General features: G+C 68.4%; 16 protein-coding genes. 15 read left to right on the top strand and 1 reads right to left on the bottom strand.

Annotated elements, in window-relative coordinates:
• The first annotated feature begins 298 nt into the window (after positions 1-298).
• The 3 genes from JOD51_RS01300 to JOD51_RS01310 all read left to right on the top strand — a co-directional run bounded on the left by JOD51_RS01300 (position 299) and on the right by JOD51_RS01310 (position 8,716).
• Entirely contained in the window at positions 299-904 is a 606-nt protein-coding gene (locus JOD51_RS01300; protein WP_204606707.1) for a hypothetical protein, read from the top strand.
• 397 nt (positions 905-1,301) lie between these two features.
• Positions 1,302-4,790, top strand: a complete 3,489-nt coding sequence (gene rpoB / locus JOD51_RS01305; protein WP_204606708.1) for a DNA-directed RNA polymerase subunit beta — start codon at positions 1,302-1,304, stop codon at positions 4,788-4,790.
• A gap of 44 nt (positions 4,791-4,834) precedes the next feature.
• Positions 4,835-8,716 (top strand): DNA-directed RNA polymerase subunit beta', encoded by a 3,882-nt coding sequence (locus JOD51_RS01310; protein WP_204606709.1) that lies wholly within the window; start codon positions 4,835-4,837, stop codon positions 8,714-8,716.
• 136 nt (positions 8,717-8,852) lie between these two features.
• Here the strand turns inward: JOD51_RS01310 and JOD51_RS01315 are convergent, their stop codons facing one another.
• The gene (locus JOD51_RS01315) at positions 8,853-9,251 is read right to left on the bottom strand and encodes a VOC family protein (protein ID WP_204606710.1); all 399 of its coding nucleotides are present in this window, start codon (positions 9,249-9,251) and stop codon (positions 8,853-8,855) included.
• A gap of 56 nt (positions 9,252-9,307) precedes the next feature.
• Here JOD51_RS01315 and JOD51_RS01320 point away from each other — a divergent pair, with 56 nt between their 5' ends.
• The 12 genes from JOD51_RS01320 (at position 9,308) to JOD51_RS01375 (ending at position 22,963) form a co-directional block, all read left to right on the top strand.
• Positions 9,308-10,342, top strand: coding sequence for a GNAT family N-acetyltransferase (locus JOD51_RS01320; protein ID WP_204606711.1), 1,035 nt, complete (start codon positions 9,308-9,310; stop codon positions 10,340-10,342).
• A 190-nt stretch (positions 10,343-10,532) separates the two neighbouring features.
• Positions 10,533-12,197 (top strand): GspE/PulE family protein, encoded by a 1,665-nt coding sequence (locus JOD51_RS01325; protein WP_204606712.1) that lies wholly within the window; start codon positions 10,533-10,535, stop codon positions 12,195-12,197.
• Positions 12,198-12,214: 17 nt separating this feature from the next.
• Positions 12,215-13,741: a type IV pilus twitching motility protein PilT gene (locus JOD51_RS01330; protein WP_204606713.1), complete on the top strand. Its 1,527-nt coding sequence runs from the start codon at positions 12,215-12,217 to the stop codon at positions 13,739-13,741.
• On the top strand, positions 13,741-14,964 hold the full coding sequence (locus JOD51_RS01335) for a type II secretion system F family protein (RefSeq protein ID WP_204606714.1): 1,224 nt from the start codon (positions 13,741-13,743) through the stop codon (positions 14,962-14,964). Before JOD51_RS01330 ends, JOD51_RS01335 begins: the two co-directional genes overlap by 1 nt.
• Positions 14,965-15,151: 187 nt before the next feature.
• The gene (locus tag JOD51_RS17470; protein WP_307839360.1) at positions 15,152-15,568 is read left to right on the top strand and encodes a type IV pilin protein; all 417 of its coding nucleotides are present in this window, start codon (positions 15,152-15,154) and stop codon (positions 15,566-15,568) included.
• Between the two features lie 84 nt (positions 15,569-15,652).
• On the top strand, positions 15,653-17,038 hold the full coding sequence (locus JOD51_RS01345; RefSeq protein ID WP_204606715.1) for a prepilin-type N-terminal cleavage/methylation domain-containing protein: 1,386 nt from the start codon (positions 15,653-15,655) through the stop codon (positions 17,036-17,038).
• Complete coding sequence (locus tag JOD51_RS01350) at positions 17,038-17,736, top strand: PulJ/GspJ family protein (RefSeq protein WP_204606716.1); 699 nt, start codon at positions 17,038-17,040, stop codon at positions 17,734-17,736. Before JOD51_RS01345 ends, JOD51_RS01350 begins: the two co-directional genes overlap by 1 nt.
• A gap of 1 nt (position 17,737) precedes the next feature.
• Positions 17,738-19,564 carry a hypothetical protein gene (locus JOD51_RS01355; RefSeq protein WP_204606717.1) on the top strand — a complete coding sequence of 609 codons (1,827 nt, stop codon included), beginning with the start codon at positions 17,738-17,740 and terminating at the stop codon, positions 19,562-19,564.
• Positions 19,561-20,388 (top strand): prepilin peptidase, encoded by an 828-nt coding sequence (locus JOD51_RS01360; RefSeq protein ID WP_204606718.1) that lies wholly within the window; start codon positions 19,561-19,563, stop codon positions 20,386-20,388. Before JOD51_RS01355 ends, JOD51_RS01360 begins: the two co-directional genes overlap by 4 nt.
• Positions 20,389-20,403: 15 nt before the next feature.
• Positions 20,404-21,456: a type IV pilus assembly protein PilM gene (gene pilM, locus JOD51_RS01365; RefSeq protein ID WP_204606719.1), complete on the top strand. Its 1,053-nt coding sequence runs from the start codon at positions 20,404-20,406 to the stop codon at positions 21,454-21,456.
• The gene (locus JOD51_RS01370) at positions 21,453-22,217 is read left to right on the top strand and encodes a hypothetical protein (RefSeq protein ID WP_204606720.1); all 765 of its coding nucleotides are present in this window, start codon (positions 21,453-21,455) and stop codon (positions 22,215-22,217) included. The genes pilM and JOD51_RS01370 overlap by 4 nt, the downstream gene beginning before the upstream one ends.
• Complete coding sequence (locus JOD51_RS01375) at positions 22,214-22,963, top strand: hypothetical protein (protein WP_204606721.1); 750 nt, start codon at positions 22,214-22,216, stop codon at positions 22,961-22,963. The genes JOD51_RS01370 and JOD51_RS01375 overlap by 4 nt, the downstream gene beginning before the upstream one ends.
• Positions 22,964-23,049: the final 86 nt, after the last annotated feature.

The following is a 23,049-nucleotide window of genomic DNA, read 5'->3' on the forward strand; positions in this document are numbered from 1 at the left end:
CGTGGACGGGTCCTCGCGACGACGAGCGACGCGACCGCGGATCCCCACCGACCGGTCGTGCCCGTCGTCCCGGTCCCTCCAGACCGCGTCGTCGGCCGCCGTTCCCCGGCAGCCGCGCGCACGTCCGGCGGGGCCGACCCGGACGCCCGCCCGACGACGAGCCCCGCTCCCGTCGCGGGTCTCGACGCCGTGCGCCGCGTCCACCCGCACCGCTGCGACCGGCACCGCCACGACCGGTACCGCGGCGACCAGCACCGCCACACGACGTCCGGGCCCCCGCGCCCGAAGGAGCACCCCCATGACCGCCGACACCCTGTCCGTCCCCGTCCGACCGAGCCGACCGGGGTGGACCCAGACGCAGACCCAGACCCAGACCCAGACCCAGACGCACGCCCCGGACCGGGTGGGCGGCGGGGCGGGGACGAGCCGGGCCTCCCGTCCGCTCGTCGACGACCACCAGGGTGCGCCGCTCTGGATGCGCGCCGTCGGCGGGATCGTCCTGGCCGCCGGGCTCGCGCTCACCGCAGCCGTCCTCGGCTGGCCGGGGGACGCGCCGGAGTCGGCGCTCGTGATCCCGGGACTCGTCGCGGTCGTCGTCGGGATCCTGGCGCTCGTCGCCCGGGCTGGCCTGACCGTCACCGAGGACGCGGTCGTCCTGCACTTCCGCCCGCTCCCGCCGCGGCGCATCGCCCGCCGGGTCATCACGGCCGTCCGGGTGACCGAGGCGGACGCGCGCACCTACGGCGGCGTCGGGCTGCGGATCGGCCGACGGCGGCGGGCACTCGTGCTGACGCCGGGGCCCGGGGTGGAGATCACCGACGCGTCGGGGCGGACGACGTTCGTGCGGAGCGACCGGCCCGAGGACGCGGTGCGGGCGCTGGTCGGCGCTGCCCGCTCGGAATGAGCCTGCCCGATCGGAATGAGACTGCCCGCTCGGATGAGACTGGCCGTCCGGGGCTTATACACGCCGGACTCGATCTCGGTCAAGCCAGGGACTGGACAGCGCACTGTCGAGCCACCTATGATGACAGTTCGCGCTCCCTGGCATCCGTGTCGTCATATTGCGGTCGACCGAGTTCCACGAAGACGCCTCTCAGCAGGTGCTTCGCTGAACACGCCTGGTGATGCCGGTCCCGTATATGGCGGCGGGACCCGCTCACCGATCATCCCACACGCGGCTCCGGACCCGGAGCACACCGTACTCGTGTCCTGATCACCGGGTTGCGCCGAGCGATCAATCCACTCACCTACACACTGCTTCGTCAGTGTCGGCCCGACGGGGCCTACCGGAGGTCACACCCTTGGCTGCTGCGCCCAACGCATCCACCAACCCCAAGAACGGTCGCAACCACTCGCGACTCTCGTTCGCCAAGATCACGGACACCCTCACGGTTCCTGATCTGCTCGCCCTCCAGACGGAGAGCTTCGACTGGCTCGTCGGCAACGACGCATGGAAGGCCCGCCTCGCCGAAGGGCAGGAGCAGGGTCGTACCGACCTCGCGCTGCACTCCGGCCTCGAGGAGATCTTCGAGGAGATCTCCCCGATCGAGGACCTCGGCGAGACCATGCAGCTCTCGTTCACGTCCCCGGAGCTCGAGGACCCGAAGTACTCGATCGACGACTGCAAGGAGCGCGGCAAGACCTACGCCGCTCCGCTGTACGTCAACGCCGAGTTCATGAACCACATGACGGGTGAGATCAAGACGCAGACGGTCTTCATGGGCGACTTCCCGCTCATGACCGAGCGCGGCACGTTCATCATCAACGGCACCGAGCGTGTCGTCGTCTCGCAGCTCGTCCGCTCGCCGGGCGTGTACTTCGAGCGTGCGCAGGAGAAGACGTCCGACAAGGACATCTACTCGGCGCGCATCATCCCGTCGCGTGGCGCCTGGCTCGAGTTCGAGATCGACAAGCGCGACCAGGTCGGCGTGCGCATCGACCGCAAGCGCAAGCAGTCCGTGACCGTCTTCCTCAAGGCCCTCGGCCTGACGAGCGAAGAGATCATGGAGGAGTTCCAGGGCTTCGCGTCCATGGAGTCGACCCTCGAGAAGGACGCCGTCCTCACGAAGGAAGAGGCGCTCAAGGACATCTACCGCAAGCTGCGCCCGGGCGAGCAGGTCGCTGCCGAGGCCGCGCGTGCGCTCCTCGACAACTTCTACTTCAACTCGAAGCGTTACGACCTGGCGAAGGTCGGTCGCTACAAGCTCGACCGCAAGCTCGGTATCGACGCCCCGCTGTCCGACTCGGTGCTCACCGTGCAGGACATCGTCGCGACGATCAAGTACCTGGTGTCCCTGCACGCCGAGCGCACCACCATGGACGGCGTCCGTGACGGTGAGCCGGTGCAGCTCCGCCTCGACGTGGACGACATCGACCACTTCGGCAACCGTCGCATCCGTGCGGTCGGCGAGCTCATCCAGAACCAGGTCCGCACCGGTCTGTCCCGCATGGAGCGCGTCGTCCGCGAGCGCATGACCACGCAGGACATCGAGGCCATCACGCCGCAGACGCTCATCAACGTGCGTCCCGTCGTCGCTGCGATCAAGGAGTTCTTCGGGACGTCCCAGCTGTCGCAGTTCATGGACCAGAACAACCCGCTCGCGGGTCTGACGCACAAGCGTCGCCTGTCGGCCCTCGGCCCGGGTGGTCTGTCCCGTGAGCGTGCCGGCGTCGAGGTCCGTGACGTCCACCCGTCGCACTACGGCCGCATGTGCCCGATCGAGACCCCGGAAGGCCCGAACATCGGCCTGATCGGCTCGCTCGCGTCCTTCGGTCGGATCAACTCGTTCGGTTTCATCGAGACCCCGTACCGTCGCGTCGTCAACGGCGAGGTCACGAAGACGATCGACTACCTGACCGCCTCGGAAGAGGACGAGTTCGTCGTCGCGCAGGCCAACGCCCCGCTGACCAGCTCGTTCCACTTCGCTGACGACAAGGTGCTCGTCCGCAAGAAGGGCGGCGAGGTCGAGCTCGTCGGCAAGGACGAGGTCGACTACATGGACGTCTCGCCGCGCCAGATGGTGTCGGTCGCGACCTCGCTCATCCCGTTCCTCGAGCACGACGACGCGAACCGCGCCCTCATGGGTGCGAACATGCAGCGCCAGGCCGTGCCGCTCCTCCGCTCCGAGTCGCCGCTCGTCGGCACCGGCATGGAGGGCTACACCGCCATCGACGCCGGCGACGTCATCACCGCCGACAAGGCCGGTGTCGTCTCCGAGGTCTCGGCGGACGCCGTGACCCTGCAGCTCGACGAGGGCGGCACGCAGACCTTCTACCTGCGCAAGTTCGACCGCTCGAACCAGGGCACCAGCTACAACCACCGCGTGATCGTCAGCGCCGGTGAGCGTGTGGAGCAGGGCGAGGTCATCGCCGACGGTCCCGCGACGGAGAACGGCGAGCTCGCGCTCGGCAAGAACCTCCTCGTCGCGTTCATGCCGTGGGAGGGCTACAACTACGAGGACGCGATGATCCTGTCGCAGAACCTCGTGAAGGACGACACGCTCTCCTCGATCCACATCGAGGAGTACGAGGTCGACGCCCGCGACACCAAGCTGGGCAAGGAAGAGATCACCCGCGACCTGCCGAACGTCAGCCCGGACCTCCTGGCCGACCTCGACGAGCGCGGCATCATCCGCATCGGTGCCGAGGTCCGCCCCGGCGACATCCTCGTCGGCAAGGTCACGCCGAAGGGCGAGACCGAGCTCTCCGCGGAGGAGCGCCTGCTCCGTGCCATCTTCAACGAGAAGTCGCGCGAAGTCCGCGACACCTCGCTCAAGGTGCCCCACGGTGAAGAGGGCACGATCATCGGCGTCAAGGTGTTCGACTCGCAGGACGGCGACGACGAGCTCGGCTCGGGCGTCAACCAGCGCGTGGTCGTCTACATCGCCCAGAAGCGCAAGATCACCGCGGGTGACAAGCTCGCCGGCCGCCACGGCAACAAGGGCGTCATCTCGACGATCCTGCCCGTGGAGGACATGCCGTTCCTCGCGGACGGCACCCCGGTCGACATCGTCCTCAACCCGCTCGGCGTCCCCGGCCGCATGAACTTCGGCCAGGTGCTGGAGATCCACCTCGGGTGGCTCGCCAAGCAGGGCTGGCAGGTCGAGGGCATCCAGGAGTGGGCCGAGAACCTGCCGGAAGCCGCGCACAGCGCAGCCCCCGGCACGAAGGTCGCCACCCCGGTGTTCGACGGTGCGTACGAGCGCGAGATCGAGGGTCTCCTCGACTCCACGCTCCCGAACCGTGACGGCGAACGCCTGATCGGTTCCTCGGGCAAGGCACAGCTCTTCGACGGCCGCTCCGGCGAGCCGTTCCCGGAGCCCGTGTCGGTCGGCTACATGTACATCCTGAAGCTGCACCACCTGGTCGACGACAAGATCCACGCCCGTTCGACCGGCCCGTACTCGATGATCACGCAGCAGCCGCTGGGTGGGAAGGCGCAGTTCGGTGGACAGCGCTTCGGCGAGATGGAGGTGTGGGCGCTCGAGGCATACGGTGCCGCGTACGCCCTCCAGGAGCTCCTGACGATCAAGTCCGACGACATCCTCGGCCGCGTGAAGGTCTACGAGGCGATCGTCAAGGGCGAGAACATCCAGGAGCCCGGCATCCCGGAGTCGTTCAAGGTCCTCATGAAGGAGATGCAGTCGCTCTGCCTGAACGTCGAGGTCCTCTCGGCCGACGGTCAGGCGGTCAGCCTCCGCGACACGGACGACGAGGTCTTCCGTGCCGCTGAAGAGCTCGGCATCAACATCTCCTCGCGGTTCGAGTCGTCGTCCGTCGACGACATCTGATCCCGCCCGCCGAACACGTTTCGAACCAGCAAGAGAGAAGAACATTGCTCGAAGCAACTTCCTTTGACGCCATTCGGATCGGCCTCGCTACCGCCGAGGACATCCGCCAGTGGTCGTACGGCGAGGTCAAGAAGCCGGAGACGATCAACTACCGCACCCTGAAGCCCGAGAAGGACGGTCTGTTCGGCGAACAGATCTTCGGTCCGTCCCGCGACTGGGAGTGCGCCTGCGGCAAGTACAAGCGAGTCCGGTTCAAGGGCATCGTCTGCGAGCGCTGCGGCGTCGAGGTCACCAAGTCCTCGGTCCGTCGTGAGCGCATGGGCCACATCGAGCTCGCCGCACCCGTCACCCACATCTGGTACTTCAAGGGCGTCCCGTCGCGCTTGGGCTACCTGCTGGACATGGCCCCGAAGGACCTCGAGAAGGTCATCTACTTCGCGGCGTACATGATCATCAGCATCGACGAGGAGGGCCGTCACGCTGACATGCCCGGCCTCGAGAACGAGATGCGCCTCGAGATCAAGAACCTCGAGAACCAGCGCGACTCGATCATCGCCGACCGCCTCAAGAAGCTCGAGGACGACCTCGCAGCGCTCGAGGAAGAAGGCGCCAAGGCCGACGTGAAGCGCCGGACCAAGGACACCGCCGAGAAGGAGATGTCCCAGGTCCGCAAGTCCTTCGACGAGGACATCACCCGTCTCGAGCGTGTGTGGGAGGACTTCCGCAACCTCAAGGTGGGCGACCTCAAGCCCGAGGACGCCGTCTTCCACGAGCTCCAGGACCGCTTCGGGATCTACTTCGACGCCTACATGGGCGCCGAGGCGATCAAGCTGCGGCTCGAGGCCTTCGACCTGGCCGCCGAGGCCGAGGCACTGCGTCTGCAGATCGCCGAGGGCAAGGGCCAGAAGAAGATCCGTGCGATCAAGCGTCTGCGGGTCGTCAGCTCCTTCCTCGCCACCGGCAACTCGCCGGCAGCGATGGTGCTCGACGTCGTGCCGGTCATCCCGCCGGAACTGCGCCCGATGGTGCAGCTCGACGGTGGCCGCTTCGCCACGTCGGACCTCAACGACCTCTACCGTCGTGTGATCAACCGCAACAACCGTCTCCGCCGCCTGCTCGACCTCGGTGCCCCCGAGATCATCGTGAACAACGAGAAGCGCATGCTGCAGGAAGCGGTCGACGCGCTGTTCGACAACGGTCGTCGTGGCCGCCCCGTCACGGGTACCGGCAACCGCGCCCTGAAGTCCCTGAGCGACATGCTCAAGGGCAAGCAGGGTCGTTTCCGCCAGAACCTGCTCGGCAAGCGCGTCGACTACTCGGGTCGTTCGGTCATCATCGTCGGCCCGCAGCTCAAGCTCCACCAGTGCGGTCTGCCCAAGCAGATGGCGCTCGAGCTGTTCAAGCCGTTCGTCATCAAGCGCCTCATCGACCTGTCGCACGCGCAGAACATCAAGTCGGCCAAGCGCATGGTCGAGCGTTCGCGTGCCCAGGTGTGGGACGTGCTCGAGGAGATCATCCGCGAGCGCCCCGTGCTGCTGAACCGTGCGCCCACGCTGCACCGTCTCGGCATCCAGGCGTTCGAGCCGCAGCTCGTCGAGGGCAAGGCCATCCAGCTCCACCCGCTGGTCTGTGCTGCGTTCAACGCGGACTTCGACGGCGACCAGATGGCCGTGCACCTGCCGCTGTCGGTCGAGGCCCAGGCCGAGGCTCGCATCCTGATGCTCGCCTCGAACAACATCCTGAAGCCGTCCGACGGCCGCCCGGTGACCCTGCCCGCACAGGACATGATCATCGGTCTGCACCACCTGACGACCGTCCGCGAGGGCGCCGTCGGTGAAGGCCGTTCGTTCTCCTCGGTCGCCGAGGCGATCATGGCGAAGGACCAGAACACGCTGCACCTCAACGCGACCGTGAAGATCCGCATGTCGGGTGTCCACTTCGCCGAGGGTGAAGCACCCGAGGGCTACGAGGTCGGTCAGACGATCCTCCTCGAGACCACCCTCGGTCGCGCGCTGTTCAACGAGACCCTCCCGACGGACTACCCGTTCGTCCAGAAGGTCACCGACAAGGGCACGCTCTCCGCGATCGTCAACGACCTCGCCGAGCGGTACTCCAAGACCGAGACGGCCGCTGCACTCGACCGGATCAAGGACGCCGGCTTCTACTGGGGCACCCGCTCCGGTGTGACCGTCGCCCTCTCGGACGTCGTGACGCCTCCTCGCAAGAAGGAGATCATCGCGGGCTACGAGATCCAGGCCGCCAAGGTCCAGGGTGAGTTCGACAAGGGTCTGATCACGGACTCGGAGCGTCGCGCCGACCTGATCAAGATCTGGACCGAGGCCACGAACGAGATCGCGCAGGAGATGCGCGACAACTTCCCGAAGGACAACACCATCAACCGCATGGTGTCCTCCGGTGCTCGTGGTAACTGGCTGCAGGTGCGCAACATCGCCGGTATGCGTGGTCTGGTGAGCAACCCGAAGGGCGACATCATCGCCCGCCCGATCATCAACTCGTACCGCGAGGGCCTGACCGTGGCGGAGTACTTCATCGCCACGCACGGTGCTCGCAAGGGTCTGGCGGACACGGCTCTCCGTACCGCTGACTCGGGCTACCTGACCCGTCGTCTCGTGGACGTGTCGCAGGACGTCATCATCCGTGAGGACGACTGCGGGACGACCCGTGGCCTCGAGCTGCCGATCGCGACGATGGGTGCCGACGGCAAGCTCGTCCGCGACCCGCGTGTCGAGAACACCGTCTACTCGCGCACCCTCGCGACCGAGGCCGTCGACGCCTCGGGCACCGTGGTGGCCGAGGGCGGCGAGGACGTCGGTGACGTCCTCCTCGACAAGCTGCTCGCAGCCGGTGTCGAGAGCATCAAGGTGCGCTCGGTCCTGACCTGCGAGTCGGCCGTCGGTGTCTGCGCGCAGTGCTACGGCCGGTCGCTCGCCACGGGCAACCTGGTCGACATCGGTGAGGCAGTCGGCATCATCGCCGCGCAGTCCATCGGTGAGCCCGGTACCCAGCTGACGATGCGTACCTTCCACACGGGTGGTTCGGCCTCGGCCGACGACATCACGCAGGGTCTGCCCCGCGTGACCGAGCTCTTCGAGGCTCGTACCCCGAAGGGCGCGTCCCCGATCGCCGAGGCCCCCGGCCGCGCCACGATCGAGGACACGGACAAGGGTCGTCGGATCATCCTCACGCCGGACAACGGCGACGAGCCGTTCATCTACCCGGTGCTCAAGCGTGCGACCCTCCTCATCGAGGACGGCCAGCACGTCGAGCTCGGCGAGCAGTTCATCGCCGGCACCGTCGACCCGAAGGAAGTCCTCCGGGTCAAGGGTGTCCGAGAGGTCCAGAAGCACCTGGTCAACGGTGTGCAGGACGTCTACGGCTCGCAGGGTGTGCCGATCCACGACAAGCACATCGAGGTCATCGTCCGTCAGATGCTCCGCAAGGTCACCGTCGTCGACCACGCCGACACCGACCTGCTGCCGGGTGAGCTCGTCGACCGGTCGCGCTACAACGCGATCAACCGTGCGGCGCTGCAGGAGGGTCGCAAGACCGCCTCGGCTCGCCAGGAGGTCATGGGCATCACGAAGGCGTCCCTCGCGACCGAGTCGTGGCTGTCCGCCGCGTCCTTCCAGGAGACCACCCGCGTCCTGACGCAGGCGGCCATGGAGGGCAAGCAGGACCAGCTCGTCGGCCTCAAGGAGAACGTCATCATCGGTAAGCTCATCCCCGCCGGGACGGGCCTCAGCCGGTACCGCGACGTGGACGTGAACGCGACGGAAGAAGCGAAGGCGGAGCGGTACCCGAACCGCATCTTCGCGGACGACTCGTCGTTCTCGGACGCCGACCTGAGCTTCGTCGACTTCGACAGCTTCTCGTCGGACGACTTCACGCCGGGTACGTACAACTGAACCGAGTGAATCCCTGAGGAGGGCCCCGCATCCAGCCGGATGCGGGGCCCTCCTTCGTTCGGTGGTGACAGGCGGTGACGGACGGGAGGCACGGGGCGGGCCCGCCCCGTGCCTCCCGTCCGGAACTGGTCGGGTCCTAGGCGGAGCGACCCGCGTCGCTGTCGCGACCGCCGGTTCCGCGGCCGCTCTCGTCGGCGAGCGAGTACAGGCTGAGGACGTTGCCGTCGGGGTCGCGGGCGTCGAACCAGTCGACGGCTCCGTCGACGCACTCGATCGGGCCGACGTCGATGCCGAGGGCAGCGATGCGGGCGTGCTGTGCGGCGACGTCGTCGACGCCGAAGCGGACGGCCACGGGGTTGTCGTCGGCGTCCGGGTCCTCGACGAGCTGGATCCAGATGCCGCCGACCTCGTACTCGGCGACGCCCTCGGTCGGCTCGAGGTCCGGCTCGACACGTTCGAACACCGCGCCGTACCAGAGGCACGAGGCCTCGAGGTCGGTGACGGGCAACCCCACGGTCACACTCGTGATGTCCATGCCTCATCATGGTCCGTCGATGCCCGGTGCGTCGAGGGGTAGGGCATGCTGTGAGGATGGCGACGCTGCGCGAACGGGTCACGGCTCCGGCTCACCTCGAGGTCCCGTTCCCGGTCGGCGGGTTGACGTTCCGGCCGGCCACGATGGCGGACCTGCCGGAGGTGCACGGTGTCGCCCTCGAGTCGGCCGCGGTCGACGAGCCGCACGCGCATCCCTCCACAGAGGACTTCGTCCACCGTCTGTCCACAGAAGGGCTCGATCCCGAGCGTGACACGGTGGTCGGGATCGATGCTGATGGGCATGTGCACGCGTACGCCATCGTCATCCCCGTCCCGACACGGGACACCGCCGCGCGGGTCCTCCTCGGCGGTGCGGTGCGCCCCACACACCGGGGACAGGGGATCGGCCGGCGCGTCCTCGCCTGGCAGACCGCGCGGGCACGGCAGCACCTCGCCGGCCTGGACCTCGACCTGCCCGGAGCCATCGACCTCACCGCCCCGGCAGGATCGGTCACGCTCGCACTCGCGGCGCGGGCCGGCCTGCACCCGGTGCGCACGTGGGTCGACATGCAGGTCGACCTGGACGGTGACGACCGGGCTGCGGAACGGGAACCCCTGCCGACGCTGTCCGACGGCCTCGTGCTGCGACCGGCGACCCAGGACGACATCGAACCGATGCGGGCGGCCAAGAACGACGCGTTCCGTGACCACTGGGGCTCGCAGCCGATGGTCGAAGCGGACTGGCGCGGGTACCTCACGTCGGACAAGAGCCGGCTCGACCTGTCGCGTGTGGTGGTGGACGAGCGCGGGGACGTCCTGGCGTTCACCGTGGTCGAGTCCGACCCCGGTGCCTTCGCGGCCCGCGGTCGGAGCTTCGGGTACATCCACTGGGTCGGCGTCGTCCGTCGAGCGCGCGGACGGGGTCTCGCACCGCTCGTCGTCCGTGCGACCCTCGACGCCGTCCGCGGTGCCGGGCTCTCGGCTGCATCCCTCGAGGTCGACGCCGAGAACCCGAGCGGTGCCGTCGCGCTCTACGAGCGCCTCGGTTTCATCGCCGGGACTGCTGCGATCACCACGTCGATGGCGCTCTAGCACCCCTCGTCGGAACTCGATACCCGCGGGTACCCCTGTTCTGGGTCCAGTCGGAACCCCTCCGCCCCCTCCTTCTGGGACTGCTCCACGTGCGGACCCCGGCCGTACCGTGGTCGAGCGCCGCACCCCTGGTGGCGCCCATCGATCCACGCCGATCCGTCGCGCGCGCAAGCAAGGAGGTACAGGGCGCATGGCAACCCTGTCCGAGATCCTGATCCTCAACGGCGCCCTCCCGATCGAGTACCTCGACGCGATGACCGGTCACGAAGACGTCGACGAGCAGGCGATCCGTTCACTCGTCGAGCAGGGCGTCGTGAGCGAGGCGCAGTACATCACCGCCCGCGCGGCCTCCCACAACTCCAAGACGGTCCCGCTGACCGACTACCCGGTCGACGGGACAGCGGTCTCGGTGTTGCCCGCTCCGCTGTGCCGTCGGCACGCGGTGCTCGGTATCGGGTTCGAGGGCGAGACCCTCGTGCTCGCCATGGTCAACCCGGCGAACGTCCTGGCCATCGACGACGCCCGCACAGCGTCCGGCCGGCCGATCAAGCCGCTGCAGGTGGACGAACGCGACCTCCTGTCGGCGTTCGACCGGTACCTCCGCGCCGACGACGAGCTGAACGACCTCACCTCCTCGCTCGAAGAAGAAGCGCGGACCACCGAACACCAGGCCGACATCGGTGACGGCTCCCTCGACGACGTCCCGATCGTCCGCTTCGTCAACCTGCTCGTCTCGCAGGCGATCCAGGACCACGCGTCCGACATCCACATCGAGCCCGGCGAACACGAGGTCCGGGTCCGCTACCGCATCGACGGTGTCCTGCACGAGATGTCCCCGGCGCCGAAGAACATCCAGAACGGCGTCATCAGTCGGCTCAAGATCATGAGCGACATCGACATCGCCGAGCGTCGGAAGCCCCAGGACGGCCGGATGTCCGTCCGGCACGGCGGCCGGCAGATCGACCTCCGTGTGGCGACACTGCCGACGGTGTGGGGCGAGAAGGTCGTCATGCGGATCCTCGACAACACGAACACGTCGTTGACCCTCAAGGACCTGAACCTGCTCGACCGGAACGCCGCGGCCTACCAGCGCTCCTACTCGAAGCCGTACGGCATGATCCTGGTCACCGGTCCGACCGGATCCGGTAAGTCGACGACCCTCTACACGACGCTGAACGCCGTCGCGAAGCCCGAGATCAACGTCATCACGGTCGAGGACCCGGTCGAGTACCGGATGGCGGGCGTCAACCAGGTGCAGGTCAACCCGAAGGCGGGGCTGACCTTCGCCTCGGCGCTCCGCAGCATCCTCCGCTCGGACCCCGACGTCGTCCTGCTCGGTGAGATCCGCGACCACGAGACCGCCCAGATCGCCATCGAGGCGTCGTTGACCGGCCACCTCGTGCTCTCCACCCTGCACACCAACGACGCCCCGTCGGCGATCACCCGTCTCACCGAGATGGACATCGAACCGTTCCTGGTCGGGTCCGCGCTCGACTGCGTGGTCGCCCAGCGTCTCGCCCGCAAGCTCTGCGACCGGTGCAAGGCCCCCGCGTTCTACGAAGCCGAGCAGCTGCGCGCACTCGGGTTCCTCGACGGTGCTGCCACCGTGCCGGACTTCTTCGCCCCGATCGGCTGCTCGGTCTGCTCGAACACCGGGTACCGGGGACGCATCGCCCTGCACGAGGTCATGACCGTCACCGAGGAGATCGAGCGCCTCGCCGTCTCCCGCGCCTCGAGCGCCGAGATCAGCCGCGTCGCCCAGGAGCAGGGCATGCTCACCCTGCGCATGGACGGGTGGGAGAAGGTCAAGCTCGGGCTGACGAGCGTCGACGAGATCCTGCGCGTGGTCGCGTAGCCGTGGGAGACGAACACATGACGGACTCCGTGTACGACCTGACCCCCGCCGGCGACGAGCCGGTCGACGGTTGGTACCCGGGTGCCCCCGGCCTCGAGGCCGGTGGTCGCCGTGCGGCCCGCCTCGCACAGGCCGCGCAGCAGCCGGCTGCCCCGGGAGCCCCCGCTGCCCCCACGTCGTCCGCCGCTCCGGCCACGCCGATCTACGACCTCGGTGACGACCTCGCCGGCTGGCCCGCACCGAGCGGAACACCGCTCGGTCACCAGGTGACCGAACGGCTGCCGGTCGTGCCCGCGGTCGCGACCACGAACCTCCAGACCGTCGCCGCTCCGCCGGTGCCGGTGGCCGCCCCGACGGGCAGCGCCGAGATCAACTTCACGCGCCACGCGCGTGAGGACGCCGACGCCGACCTCGTCACCGCCCTCGCCCAGGTCGTCTACCAGGGGGCGTCCGACCTGCACGTCACCGCCGACGCACCGCCCACCGTCCGCGTCGACGGCTCGCTCCGACCCGCCGTGCCGGGAGGCCCGTGGGCGCGCAACAAGGTCATCGCCGCCCTCAAGACGCTCCTGTCCGCCGAGCAGGCTGCGCAGTTCGACCAGGAACAGGAACTCGACTTCGCGTACTCGCTGTCGCCCGAGTTCCGCTTCCGCGTGAACTACTACCAGCAGCGCGGCAACTGGGGCGCCGCCTTCCGCATCATCCCCACCAAGATCAAGACCCTCAAGCAGCTCGGCATCCCCGGGTACGTGGGGGAGTTCGCCAAGCTGCCGCGCGGCCTCGTGCTCGTCACCGGCCCGACCGGTTCCGGCAAGTCGACCACCCTCGCCGCGCTCATCGATCTGGTCAACGAGACCCGTGCCGACCACATCGTCACGGTCGAGGACCCGATCGAGTTCATGCACGAACACAAGAAGGCGATCATCAACCAGCGTGAGGTCGGCGCCGACACGCACTCGTTCGCCCGCGCGCTGAAGCACGTGCTGCGCCAGGACCCCGATGTCATCCTCATCGGTGAGCTCCGCGACCTCGAGACGATCTCCGTCGCCCTCACCGCCGCCGAGACCGGACACCTGGTGTTCGCCACCCTGCACACGCAGAGCGCCCCCGGCACCATCGACCGCGTCATCGACGTGTTCCCACCGCACCAGCAGGGCCAGATCCGCACCCAGCTCGCCGCCACCCTCGAAGGCGTCGTCTGCCAGACCCTCGTCCCCAAGGCCAACGGCACCGGGCGCATCGTGGCCACCGAGATCATGAAGACGACCCCGGCCATCGGCAACCTCATCCGCGAGGGCAAGACCTACCAGATCACCTCGGCGATGCAGGCCGGGCGCGACTCGGGCATGCACACGATGGACCAGGACCTCGCCGAGCTGGTCAACGTCGGCACCATCACCCGCAGGGCGGCGCTCGAGAAGGTCCACGACCTCGAGGGCTTCGACCGGCTCGTGCAGCGCGTCGAGTCACCGTCCGACGCGTCCGCCGACGCCATCGCCGCGAGCGGGATCGACTTCGGCGACAAGTTCTCCGGAGGCTACTGATGTCCCTCGCATTCGACTACCGCGGGCGGGACGGCGCGGGGAAACTCGTCAAGGGGCGCGTCGACGCCGCGTCCGAAGGCGCCGTCGTGCAGCGCCTGCGGGGCATGGGGGTCTCGCCGATCGCCATCACCGAGGCGAAGGCCGGCACCGGCCTGCAGACCGAGATCAAGATCCCCGGCTTCGAGAAGGGCGTCGGGCTGAAGGACCTGGCGATCATGTCGCGGCAGGCGTCGACGATGCTCTCGTCGGGGCTGTCGCTGCTCCGGGCGCTGTCGATCCTGGCGGACCAGACCGAGAACAAGAAGCTCAAGGACATCCTCGGCAAGGTGCGTGACGAGGTCGAGCAGGGCGTGTCGTTCTCGGACGCCGTCGGCAAGCACCCGGTCGACTTCCCGCCGATCATGATCAACATGATCCGCGCGGGGGAGACCGGTGGGTTCCTCGACCAGGCCATGGACTCGATCGCGACGAACTTCGAGAAGGAGCACAAGCTCCGGTCGACGATCAAGTCGGCGATGACCTACCCGGTCGTGGTGCTGTGCATGTCGCTGGCGGCGGTCGTCATCATGCTGGTGTTCATCGTCCCGATCTTCCAGAAGATGTTCTCGTCACTCGGCGGTGAGCTCCCGTTGCCGACGATGGTGCTCGTCTACGCCTCGCACGCGATGGTCTACGTGGGCCCGGTCCTGCTGGTCGTCGTCATCGTCACCTGGTTGTGGTGGCGGGCGAACAAGAACACCGAGCGCGTCCGCGCCGTGATCGACCCGGTCAAGCTGAAGGTGCCGGTCTTCGGCCAGCTCAACCAGAAGATCGTCATCGCACGTTTCTCGCGCAATCTCTCGAACATGATCGGCGCCGGGGTCCCCATTCTCCAGGCATTGCAGATCGCCGGTGAAGTGTCGAACAACCACGTCGTCGAGAAAGCCCTCGGTCGCATTGCGGAATCAGTTCGGAAGGGTGAATCGATCGCCGCTCCGTTGGCGAAGGAAACGGTGTTCCCGGCGATGGTCTCGCAGATGATCGCCGTGGGTGAGGACGCTGGTTCCCTCGAGATCATGCTGCAGAAGATCGCAGAGTTCTACGACAACGAGGTCGAGACGACCACGGACGCATTGACCTCGCTCATCGAGCCGCTGCTCATCGCGTTCTTGGGGGTCGTGGTCGGCGGCATGATCGTCGCGCTCTACCTGCCGATCTTCCAGATCACCACACTGGTCAAATGACCAACTACTGTCCCCTCGCCGGGGGCAGAACGACTTTTTTCTGCCCCCGGTAGTGGGGACATCTCCGCGGAATCTGCCCCCCGTTCTCGGGATTATGCGGCGATCATGCCCCCATTACCTTTGACACCGCGGCGGAGCAGTCCCCGGCGTCACCCCCAATTGCATTCCCCACGAAACGGAAATCACCATGTACTTCGCTCTCATGGGCAAGCTCGACGCTCGCCGCAAGGGTCTCCTCGAGGACAAGGAGAAGGGCTTCACGCTCATCGAACTCCTGGTCGTCGTCATCATCATCGGCATCCTGGCCGCGATCGCCATCCCGGTGTACATCGGCGTGCAGAACAACGCGAAGGACTCGGCTGCGAAGTCGGACCTGACGAACGCCAAGACCGCACTCATCGCGAGCTACACGCAGAACAACACCTTCCCCGCGACCCTCGACGGGCTCGCCGGGTACAGCAAGAGCGACTACTCGGGATCCGGAGTCGCGCCGGCACTCAAGACGGGTGCCACCGCTGCCGCGTTCTGCATCTCGGCCACCAGCAACGCGGCCAACGTCTTCCACATCGACCAGGACGGCGGCGTCAAGAAGGACGGCTGCTAGCCAGCTCCTCTGCCGCAGGCGGACTCGGGGGAACCTCGAGTCCGCCTGTCCCATGTCCGAACCGGTGCCGACAGGAGGTGACCCGTGCTGCGCATCACGACCCTGCTCGACCGAGCCCGTGAGCGCGACGAGGGGCTCTCCATCGTCGAGGTCCTCGTCGCCATGACGGTCTTCGCGATGATCGCCGCGGGCGTGGCGATGGGCATCGCCAGCTCGCTGTACCTCGCGCACAGCTCCCGCTCGCGTGAAGTCGCGATCAACCTCGCGCAGGACGCCGTCGACAGCGCACGGACGAGCACCAACCTCTTCTCCGTCGTCGACGGCACGACGACACCGACGGTCGGCGGCCTCCGGTACACGGTGAAGCAGGTCGCCCGTTGGGTCCCGTCCTCCGGGTCCGCGAACGCCTGCGGTGCCGCGGGGGCCAACGGCGGCCCGCTCGCCTACAAGCGGATCTCGCTGACCGTGTCGTGGTCCTCGGCCAGCACCCAGTCCGTCTCGATGAACTCCCTGGTGGCGCCGACCTCCTCGGTGACGGCTGCGAACCTCGGAACGATCATCGTCTCGGCCAGCCTGGTGAGCGGTTCCGGCAACGCCGGTGCGGCCGTCTCGATCACCCCTGCCGTCACCAGCCCGGGCGGCGCCGGAGCCATCACCGCGACGATCCCGAAGACCGACGCGAACGGCTGCTCCTACGCCCTCAACGTGAAGCCCGGGCGGTACGACGTCCGACTGAGCGAACCCGGCAACATCGACGACGGAACCTCCTCCGGCTCGCTGGGGGCGCAGACCGCGACACCGTCCACCACCGTCACGGTGCAGGCGAACCAGACCTCGGCCGCCAACTTCAACTACGACCAGGCACTCACCGTCGTGCCGCAGTGGTCCGACCCGAACGCCAGCGCGCGGCCGTTCGCGACGCCGACGAGCACGGCGGTCTCGCTCCGGCGGAAGTCCGCCGACTACGGCCCCTACCCGACTGGTGTGGCGACGCAGGTCTTCCCGTACACCGACGGGTACAAGGCGGTCGCCGGGACACCGGCGTCCTGCCTCAGCGTCGACCCGGAGAACTGGACGACGACCAGCGGTACGGCCGTCGCGCCGCGGAACGCTCCGCAGCCGGAAGCGGGGACCAACGCCGTGAAGGCCCCTGTCCAGACGTTCGCCGTCAAGCTCAACGGGAAGCAGGACAACTCGCTCCGCGCTGTGTCGGTGGCCCCCGACGCTGGCAGCGGTGATCCGGGATGTGCGACGACGACCACGTACACCTTCACGAACCTGCCGACCAACGGCAACGCGATCATCGCCCTGCCCTACGGCACCTGGTCCCTGCAGTCCGGCACGGTGGTCTCCGTCCTCTCCGGGCTCGTCACCATCACCTTCTCCAGCACGCCTCCCACCGTCACGACCGCGCCCGGGGTCACCGCGACGGCGAGCAAGGTACTCCTCGATCCGCGGAGAGCACCGTGATGCGGGAACTCGCCCGCCTCCGCCGGGACGAGCGGGGCGTCTCCCTCGCCGAGCTCATCGTGGCGATGAGTGTCAGCATCCTGGTGCTGACGATGGCCGGCGCGTTCTTCGTCTCGGTCTCCCGGGCCTCCAGCACGACCACCGGCGTCGACGGGAACACCCGTGTCGCATCCACTGCGATGCTCGAGCTGCAACGCATGCTCCGGGTCGCGTCGAACAACCCGGTGGCGAGCGGGGTCGACACCCAGTTCGCCTTCCAGTACGCCTCGCCGACGTCGATGCGCTTCTTCGCCTACATCAACCTCAACTCGACCTCCGACGTCCAGCCGGTCGAGGTGCAGTTCACGATGGACCAGGCGAAGCGCACCATCGTCGAGACCAAGTGGAACGGGTCTCCCACGGACCTCTCGCGGACCTACTTCGACTTCCCGCGCGCGACGACCCCGACCCTGTCGAACAGCCCGACGTCGCAGCTCACGCTCGCGTCCTCGGTCGTCCCGGGTTCCCTCTTCACGTACGCCGATGCCGGGGGCAACCCGTTGGTCCCCGGGGCCGCCGGGCTGAGCATGGCGGACCTCCAGTCCGTCCGGTCCGTCAGCATCTCGCTCACCGTCGGCGACCCCGACCCGTCCCGACCCGGCGCCCGGGACAACGTGACGCTCACGAGCACCGTGGCCATGCCGAACCTCCGGATCTGACATGCACCGTCTCCTCGCTCTCCTCCGACGCCACGACGACGACCGTGGCGTCGCCCTCGCCGCGGTGATCGGCATCGGCATGGTCGTCATGATCCTCGCGGCCACCATGGTCGGCATCGCGACGTCCGGTGCCGTGAAGACGACCTCGGACCGGGACTACGCGAACGCCATGGCCGCGGCCTACGCCGGACTGGCCGAGTACCAGTCGCGTGTGAACGGTGACAACACCTACGCGACGAAGTACGGCGACGCCGGACAGGCGTTCAGCACCGGCGACGTGTTCCCGAGCAAGACCGGCGGGAACCCGGCGTTCACCAGCTGGGTCACGGTGCCGGACTCGAGCGGCGCCGGTGGCCCGTCGTCCTACCGCTACGCGGTCGACAACAGCATCTTCGGCCAACAGGGGATCGTCCGTGTGCAGGTGACGGGACGGGCGGGCACGACGACGCGCACCCTCGTCGCGAACGTCAAGCCGGACGGGTTCTCGAACTACCTCTACTGGACGGACTACGAGTCGGGTGACCCGGACATCACCGGCGAGGACTGCCGGAACGTCTACCAGAACGCCACCTTCACCGCCCCGTCGATCGGCGGGAAGCCGGTCTGTTCGCGCATCCAGTTCCAGGACGGCGACACGCTCAACGGACCGATCCGCTCGAACGACGTGATGCTCATCTGCGGCGGGACGTTCAAGAGCACGGTCCAGTCGGCCGTGGGGACCACCGACTCCGGCTGTTCGCCGAAGCGGACACCGTCGTTCCAGTACTACGCGGGCTACCAGCCGGAGGTCGTCGGGTCCTCCACGCCGCCTTCCACCATCAGCGGCGGTCGTGACCGCACGTACTCGGACGACCCCACCGTCGCCGGGTCTGCCCCCGGCACCGGCTGCCTCTACACCGGCCCGACCCAGGTGACGTTCACCGGCGACGGCACCATGAAGGTCCGCTCCCCGCTCACCCTCGCCACCAACCTGCAACAGACCAGCCCGTACGGCTCCAGCCCCCCGAAGTGCGGATCCATCAGCGACCTGCAGGGTGCCGGTGCGACCGTGAGCACGTCCCTGCTCGCGAACAACCTCCTCTACGTGCAGGACGAACCGGCGTCGGCCGGCAGCGGGAGCACGACGAACCCGAACTACTACTGGTCGAAGTACACGACCCGGAACGCGCCGTCCGCGTGCATGCGGAGCTCGTCGGTGACCGACAACGGCCTGGGCTTCCCGTTCACGGGCCAGGCCGCCGGCTACTCGGGGACCTACTCGGAGGCGACCCCGCGCAACGCCCAGGGCGGCTCGGTGCCCTTCAGCACCGCGTACGGGTGCAGCAACGGTGACCTGTTCGTCTCGGGGAAGGTCGACGTCTCGGTGTCCCTCGTGGCGGAGAACTACGTCTACGTCACAGGTGACCTCAAGTACACGACGAACCGTGCGGCGTCGACCGTGCTCGGGCTCGTCGGGCAGGAAGCGGTCATCGTGTGGAACCCCATGTTCGACCGGAGCACCTCGTTCCTCGGGACGACCCCCACCCCGTTCACGGCCGACAACCGGACCGTCTCCGGCGCGATCCTGTCCAACCAGGGGACCTTCACCGTGCAGAACTACGCCCACGGCGGTGACCGGGGCACGTTGACGCTCAACGGCTCCATCGCGCAGCGGTACCGAGGCGCCGTCGGCAAGGGGAGCAACGGCTACCTCAAGGGCTACGGCTACGACACGAGTCTCGGCAGCTACACGCCCCCGTTCTTCCCGCAACCGGTCATCACGACGTACAAGGTGACGTCGCAGATCGAGGTCAGACCGGCCTACGACGCGAACGGCACCCCGCGGTGAGCGTCGTCATCGTCCTGGTCGCGACAGTCCTCGGGCTCGCGGTGGGATCGTTCCTCAACGTCGTCGTGCACCGCGTCCCGAACGGCCGGTCGGTGGTCGCCCCGGCGAGCGCATGCCCCCGGTGTGGACACGAGATCCGGTCGCGGGACAACGTCCCGGTGCTCTCCTGGCTGGTGCTCCGCGGCCGTTGTCGCGACTGCTCCGCGCCGATCTCCGCCCGGTACCCGCTCGTCGAGGCCACGACCGCGGTCCTCTTCGCACTCGTCGCCGGGCTCGTCGTCCCCGCACTCGACACCGCGCCGCCAGGCCCGTCGGTGGCTGTCCCGGTCATCGTCCTCATCGCGCTGCTCTACCTGATGGCGATCTCCATCGCCCTGACGCTCATCGACGTGGACGTCCACCGACTGCCGAACGCCATCGTCCTCCCGGCGTACCCGGTGCTCGCCGTCCTGCTGGTTGCGAGCAGCGCCGTGAGCGGTGACTGGGGCGCGCTCGGTCGCGCCGGCCTCGGCCTCGCCGCGCTCGGGGCGATGTACCTGGCGTTGGCGCTGGCCGTGCCGGGCGGCATGGGGCTCGGCGACGTGAAGCTCGCCGGCGTGCTCGGCATGGTGCTCGCGTACCTCGGATGGGGACCCCTCGCAGTGGGAGCTTTCGGCGCCTTCGTCCTCGGCGGTACCTTCGCCATCGGCCTCATGGTCGCCGGACGTGCTCGACGCCGAACCGGCATCCCCTTCGGCCCCTGGATGCTCGCGGGAGCGTGGCTCGGCGTGTTCGCCGGCCAGCCGCTGCTCGCCGGGTACCTGCGGATCATCGGACTGGCCTGAGGAAGGACCATGCACATGGCGAAGAGCGTCGTCGGGATCGACATCGGTGGTGAATCCATCCGCGGGGTCGAGGTCCTGCACCCCGGCCGACCCGAGCCGGTGATCCAACGGATCGCCGAGGTCCCGTTGCCGGACGGATCCACCAAGCGCGGTGAGGTCCTCGAGCCCAACACGATCGCCGCGGCGCTCCGCGAGCTGTGGCGGGTCGGACGGTTCCGGTCGAAGAACGTCATGCTCGGCGTGGGGAACCAGCGTGTGTTGTCGCGTGACCTCACCGTGCCGAAGGCGTCGCTCGCACAGATCCGGGAATCCCTGCCGTTCCAGGTGCAGGACATGCTGCCGGTCCCGGTCGGTGACGCGATCCTCGACTTCTACCCGGTGTCCGAGAGCGTCGGTCCGGACGGCCCCGTCGTGCACGGTCTGCTCGTCGCTGCCATCAAGGACGCGGTCCTGGCGAACGTCCGCGCCGTGCAGCTCGCCGGGCTCAAGCCCGTCGGGGTCGACCTCATCCCGTTCGCCCTCGCTCGGGTGTACCTCCCCGCGGTCCGGTCCCGCGGCACGCACGCACTGGTCGAGATCGGCGGGAACACCACCACGGTGATCATCGCGACGGACGGCGTCCCGCAGTTCGTCCGGATCATCCCGACGGGCGGCGAGGACGTGACCACGTCGTTGTCGGCGGCCCTGGAGATCCCGGCCGCGCAGGCGGAGACCGTCAAGCGGTGGATCGGCATGGGCTCGAACGTGCAGACACCGGACGACCTGCGTGCCGCGGCGTCGATCCGTGAGCGCACCGGAGAACTGCTGACGAGCCTCCGGAACACCGTCAGCTACTTCGCCAGCACCCGCACCGGAACGTCCGTGTCGAGCATCGTCCTGGCCGGTGGGGGAGCGTTGCTGCCGGGCTTCGCCGAGGCGCTGCAGACACAGACCCGGATCCCGGTGTCCGTCGGCGACGCCTTCGTCGACGCCGCCACCTCACGTGCGCTCCGCCGTGAGGACATCACCTCACGTGGGACGTCGACTGCCGTCGCCTGGGGTCTGGCCGCCGGGAGCGTTGCCGTATGACGAAGACCCTGGACCGACCGAAGCCGAGACTCCGCCGCGGAACCGCGTCGCACGAGGTCAGGATCGCGGCGGAGGTCGCGCAACGCACCAAGCGACAGGGGCGCGGAGCGGGCCAGGCCCTGCTGGTCGGTGGTGTCCCGCGCGCCGACCTCCTCCCCACCGAGGTGCTCGTCGACCGACGACAGCGCGCGGTCGTCCGTCGGGTCTGGCTCGGTGTCGTCCTCCTCGCTGCGGCGACGGCGGGCGTCGTGCTGCTCGCATCTGCGAGTGCGATGCAGCAGGACGCGCACCTCGCTGACGTCCGCCGGGAGACCGACTCCCTCCTCCTGCAGCAACAGCAGTACCGAGAAGTGCGGAGCGTGGAGAGTCAGTCCGATCTGCTCCGCGCCGCGCAGTCGGTCGGCGGGTCCACCGAGATCGACTGGCAGTCGACCCTCCAGGGTGTCCAGGACTCCCTGCCGACCGGTGTGACGATCACCGGGGTGCAGATCGACTCGGCCACACCGCTGGAGGCCTACGCGCAGGCGACCGGACCGCTGCAGGGGCAGCGCGTGGCGACCCTGACGGTCGACGCTGCGAGTCCGACCCTCCCGTCGGTGCCGTCCTGGCTCGACGCGGTGCGGAGTCTCCCGGGCTACGTGGACGCGAACGCGAACTCGGTGACCCTCGACACGTCGACGGGCGTCTACACGGTCGACATGACGATCCACCTCGACAAGGCCGTCTTCGACGGCAAGTACGCAGCGAAGGACAGATCGTGAGCCGGAACCGCCTGATGCTCGTGCTCGCCGGACTCGCGGCGGTCGTCGTGCTCGCCGGCGGCTTCTTCCTCGGAGTCCGGCCCCAGCTCGACCGGGCAGCTGCAGCCCGATCGGACGCGTCCAGCATCGACGCGACGAACGAGGTCACCCGCGCTGAACTGGCCCGGCTTCGGCAGCAGGCGAAGACGCTCCCGCAGCAGCAGTCCGCACTCTCGGCACTCCGGCGGTCGGTGCCGAGCACGGCGAGCGCATCGGCGTTCATCAGCGCCCTGAACGCCACCGCCGACCAGGCCGGGGTCAAGGTGTCGTCCCTGACCGTCGGCGATGCGGTGGCGTACACACCACCCGTCACCGTCGATGCCGGTCCGACCGGGGCGTCCGGCGCCGCGACCGCGACGCCGTCGCCGTCCGCGACTCCTGCTCCGGCAACCGGTGCTGCGCAGATCCCGGCCGCGCTCGCACCGACGACGAGCAGCAGCATCACGGCCCAGAACTTCTCCGTCGTCCCGGTCTCCGTCTCGGTGAACGGGGACTTCGCGCAGGCGCTGGCCTTCGTCAGGGGCGTCCAGGCGGGCGACCGACTGTTCCTGATCACGTCGATCTCGTCGTCGATGTCGGCGTCGTCCGAGTCGGACGGAGCCGAGTCGAGCGCGCCGAGTTGGTCGTTCAGCGGCTCGGTCTACGTGCTGGCGGACGAGGCCGCAGCGGGGGCTTCCGCCACCGCGACGCCGGTGCCGGTCGGCTGACCCGGAGGGCCGAGCCCCCACCCCCGACGCCTGGGGGGACCCGCCACGCCCCCGAGCCCGATCGCGCCGCCGCCCCGGCGCCCCCG

The sequence above is a fragment of the Curtobacterium herbarum genome (assembly GCF_016907335.1).
GTDB lineage: Bacteria > Actinomycetota > Actinomycetes > Actinomycetales > Microbacteriaceae > Curtobacterium > Curtobacterium herbarum.

Bases quoted from the DNA above. Each gene is read 5' to 3' on its own strand.
- JOD51_RS01300 (WP_204606707.1), top strand. From the start codon at position 299: ATGACCGCCGACACCCTGTCCGTCCCCGTCCGACCGAGCCGACCGGGG.
- JOD51_RS01315 (WP_204606710.1), bottom strand. From the start codon at position 9,251: ATGGACATCACGAGTGTGACCGTGGGGTTGCCCGTCACCGACCTCGAG.
- JOD51_RS01320 (WP_204606711.1), top strand. From the start codon at position 9,308: ATGGCGACGCTGCGCGAACGGGTCACGGCTCCGGCTCACCTCGAGGTC.
- JOD51_RS01325 (WP_204606712.1), top strand. From the start codon at position 10,533: ATGGCAACCCTGTCCGAGATCCTGATCCTCAACGGCGCCCTCCCGATC.
- JOD51_RS01330 (WP_204606713.1), top strand. From the start codon at position 12,215: ATGACGGACTCCGTGTACGACCTGACCCCCGCCGGCGACGAGCCGGTC.
- JOD51_RS01335 (WP_204606714.1), top strand. From the start codon at position 13,741: ATGTCCCTCGCATTCGACTACCGCGGGCGGGACGGCGCGGGGAAACTC.
- JOD51_RS17470 (WP_307839360.1), top strand. From the start codon at position 15,152: ATGTACTTCGCTCTCATGGGCAAGCTCGACGCTCGCCGCAAGGGTCTC.
- JOD51_RS01350 (WP_204606716.1), top strand. From the start codon at position 17,038: ATGCGGGAACTCGCCCGCCTCCGCCGGGACGAGCGGGGCGTCTCCCTC.
- JOD51_RS01355 (WP_204606717.1), top strand. From the start codon at position 17,738: ATGCACCGTCTCCTCGCTCTCCTCCGACGCCACGACGACGACCGTGGC.
- pilM (WP_204606719.1), top strand. From the start codon at position 20,404: ATGGCGAAGAGCGTCGTCGGGATCGACATCGGTGGTGAATCCATCCGC.
- JOD51_RS01370 (WP_204606720.1), top strand. From the start codon at position 21,453: ATGACGAAGACCCTGGACCGACCGAAGCCGAGACTCCGCCGCGGAACC.